Source organism: Sphingomonas sp., assembly GCF_019242355.1.
GTDB lineage: Bacteria > Pseudomonadota > Alphaproteobacteria > Sphingomonadales > Sphingomonadaceae > Sphingomicrobium.
Genome location: NZ_JAFAVR010000258.1, coordinates 1 through 2,666, shown reverse-complemented (window position 1 = coordinate 2,666; position 2,666 = coordinate 1). Strand labels below are relative to the sequence as shown.

Annotated in this window: 3 protein-coding genes; 1 reads left to right on the top strand and 2 read right to left on the bottom strand. The window is 65.9% G+C overall.

The annotated features are described in order from the left end of the window. A partial coding sequence (locus JOZ79_RS12445; protein ID WP_294074649.1) for a GIY-YIG nuclease family protein occupies window positions 1–243 on the top strand: 243 nt, incomplete at its 5' end. Between the two features lie 116 nt (window positions 244–359). On the opposite strand, the gene JOZ79_RS12440 is transcribed toward JOZ79_RS12445, so the two are convergent. Next, a complete protein-coding gene (locus tag JOZ79_RS12440; RefSeq protein WP_294074646.1) occupies window positions 360–1,829 on the bottom strand; it encodes a glycosyltransferase family 39 protein in 1,470 nt (489 codons plus the stop codon). A 108-nt stretch (window positions 1,830–1,937) separates the two neighbouring features. Continuing rightward, window positions 1,938–2,615 carry a DNA repair protein RadC gene (radC, locus tag JOZ79_RS12435; protein WP_294074652.1) on the bottom strand — a complete coding sequence of 226 codons (678 nt, stop codon included), beginning with the start codon at window positions 2,613–2,615 and terminating at the stop codon, window positions 1,938–1,940. Between the last annotated feature and the right edge of the window lie 51 nt (window positions 2,616–2,666).

The following is a 2,666-nucleotide window of genomic DNA, read 5'->3' as shown; positions in this document are numbered from 1 at the left end:
GTGACGTCGAACCTTACCGCCCGAATCCATCAACATCGCACCGGCGCCGTGCCCGGCTTCACCAGCGACTATGGCGTCAAGCGGCTCGTGTGGTTTGAACAACACGGAGCGATGGACTCGGCGATCACCCGGGAGAAGCGGATCAAGAAGTGGAACCGCGCCTGGAAGCTGAACCTCATCGAGGCGAGCAACCCTGACTGGAAGGACCTGGCCGAGGAGTTCGGCTTCGCTCCGCTCAGTTGATTGTTCGCTTAGCTGGGTTCCCGCCTTCGCGGGAATGACGAAGGGAGCGCCAATGTCCGCAATGGGTCGAGAGCTGCCATTGGAGCTCTGGCGGCCGTAAAGGTTGAAAGTCGGGATCAGGCGTTCCGGAGAAGCGCGCAGCTGCCGATCCGCTGGAATCCGCGGCCGGACCAGCGCCGGATGACGGTCGGCTCGCAGCTGGCGAGAGGTCCCCGAAGGCCCGCTCGCATTGTGTAGAGGTGGCTGGCCTTGAGGCCCTTCTCCGCCCAGATCAGCTGGTTCCAGCGGAGCATGGGCGTGTAGCCCGGTCTGCCGAGGTGGATGACGCCGGGGTCGACCACGGTGACTGTCCTGATCCCTTCGGCCGAAAGCGCCGCGAAGAGGTCGCCATAGGTCGCTTGCGCATAGAATTGCCTGGCCGGGAAGCGCTCGTAGCGCCAGGTGGCGGCTCGATAGGTCAGCTGCCCGCACGCGAGCGCCAGTGCAGCGCCGAGGACGAGAGCCTCGGCCGCCTTCCTATCCCGCCAGGCGCGGACGACAAATCGACCGAGATAGCGGAGTGTCAGGACGGCGATGATCCCCAGCCAGGGGAACGTCGGAAGCGCATATTGCACGGCCCGGCTGGATGCCGCGCTCAGCACGGCGAGCGCGGTGACGGCGATGGACGCGGAGTAGAGGAACAGCAATTTCTCGCGGCTGGAACAGCCGGCCCACGCCAGTGGCGCGGCGATCAGGAAGGGACCAGCGACGAACCAGCCGGGGAAGAGCTCCCGAACGTAGTAGATCGGTGTCGTCGGCTCGACGAGTGCCTGATTGAAGCGGCCGAGGATGTCGTTGTGGATGACCGCCGCCAGATAGCCGGGACCGGCCGCTTCCCGGGCGGCGTAGAAGATCAGCAGGGGTGTCACCGCCGTCACGGCCGCGATCGCATAGCGCTGCCACAGCGAGAGCACGCGGCCGAACCTGCCGACCGCGACCAGATAGACCAGCACGCCGGCCACCGGGATGAACGCGGCAATCGTCTTGGTCAGCGCGCCTGTGGCAACGAGCCCGCCGACTGCAAGCATCCGCCGAACGCCGGGCCGCGCCTGATGGACGGTGAAGAAGAGAAGCTGCAGGCCCGCAGTGACGAAAAAGGTGAGGGGGCCATCGAAGTCCGCTGTCCGCGCGCCGTGTTCCCCGAAGAAGCCGGGACTGAGCAGCAGGATCGCGGCTGCGGCGATGGCGGTCGCAAGCGACCCAGTAACTCGGCGAACGAACAGCAGGGTGCAACACAGGATGCCCATCCCGGCCAAGGCGGCGGGCAGCCGCAGCGCCAGCTCGGACGGTCCGAACAGGTCCATGCTGCCGGCCATCAGCCAGATCAGAAGTGGCGGCTTGGTGTTCCACAGCTCCGGCTGAAAGTTGAACGTGGTCACCAGGCTGAAGCCTCGGATGTGCATTTCCAGTGCGTTGATCGCGTTGCGCGCCTCATCCGGCAGCGCGATCGGCGGCACCTTTGCGTCGGCAAACAGAAAGATCGCGCTGGCAAGGAGAAACAGCAGGATCGAGAGATGCTCGCGCGTCGCCTTGCGGAGTCGGGGCATTGGGCTGACGGGTTGAAGAGTCTGTTCCAGGCTGGTCACGAGGCCCGGATTACGAGTCGCCCGTTAACATTCCGTGCGCGGGGGATGGCCGGCGTACGCCCTAAGAGTTCAGATCAAACCCATCGCCCGCATGCTCGTCCGGCCCGCGGCGCCGACGATGACATGGTCGTGGACCGTGACCTTCATGTGGCGGCCGGCCTCGACCAGGTCGCGGGTCAGGCGGATGTCCTGGTTCGAAGGCGTGGGATCGCCGCTCGGGTGGTTGTGGACGATGATGAGGGCGGTTGCGCCCAAGGCGATGGCGCGGGCAATGACCTCACGAACGTGGACCGAGGCCTCGTCGACCGACCCCTGCCAAAGCGCCTCGTTGGCAAGGAGCTGGTTCTTGGCATTGAGGAACAGGACACGCACCTCCTCGGTGCGGCGATGAGCCATCCGGGCATGGAGATAGTCGCCGAGCGCGTCCCAGCTGGACAGCATGGGCCGCTCCTCGATGCGCGTCTCGAGCATCCTGAGCGCGGTCGCTTCGGCGATCTTGAGCGCAGCGATGGTCGCGTCGCTGAGGCCCTCGCGGCGCAGCGTGTCGGGGTGTTCGGCCAAGAGCGGGCCGATCCCGCCGAAATCCTCGAGCAGGCGCTTGGCGAGCGGCTTGGTGTCGACACGCGGGATGGTGAGCGCGAGGAGATATTCGATCAGCTCGTAATCGTGGAAGCCGGCTGGACCGGCGTCGAGCAGGCGCTGGCGAAGGCGCGCGCGATGGCCGCCATTGGCGTCGGCTGCTTCCATTTTGATGGCGCGCTCGTGCACTCGCCGCATTCCCTTCGCGGTTTGAGCCGA

What these genes read in the sequence shown, in the direction of transcription:
- JOZ79_RS12440 (WP_294074646.1), bottom strand. Translation starts at nt 1,829, where the DNA reads ATGCCCCGACTCCGCAAGGCGACGCGCGAGCATCTCTCGATCCTGCTG.
- radC (WP_294074652.1), bottom strand. Translation starts at nt 2,615, where the DNA reads ATGGAAGCAGCCGACGCCAATGGCGGCCATCGCGCGCGCCTTCGCCAG.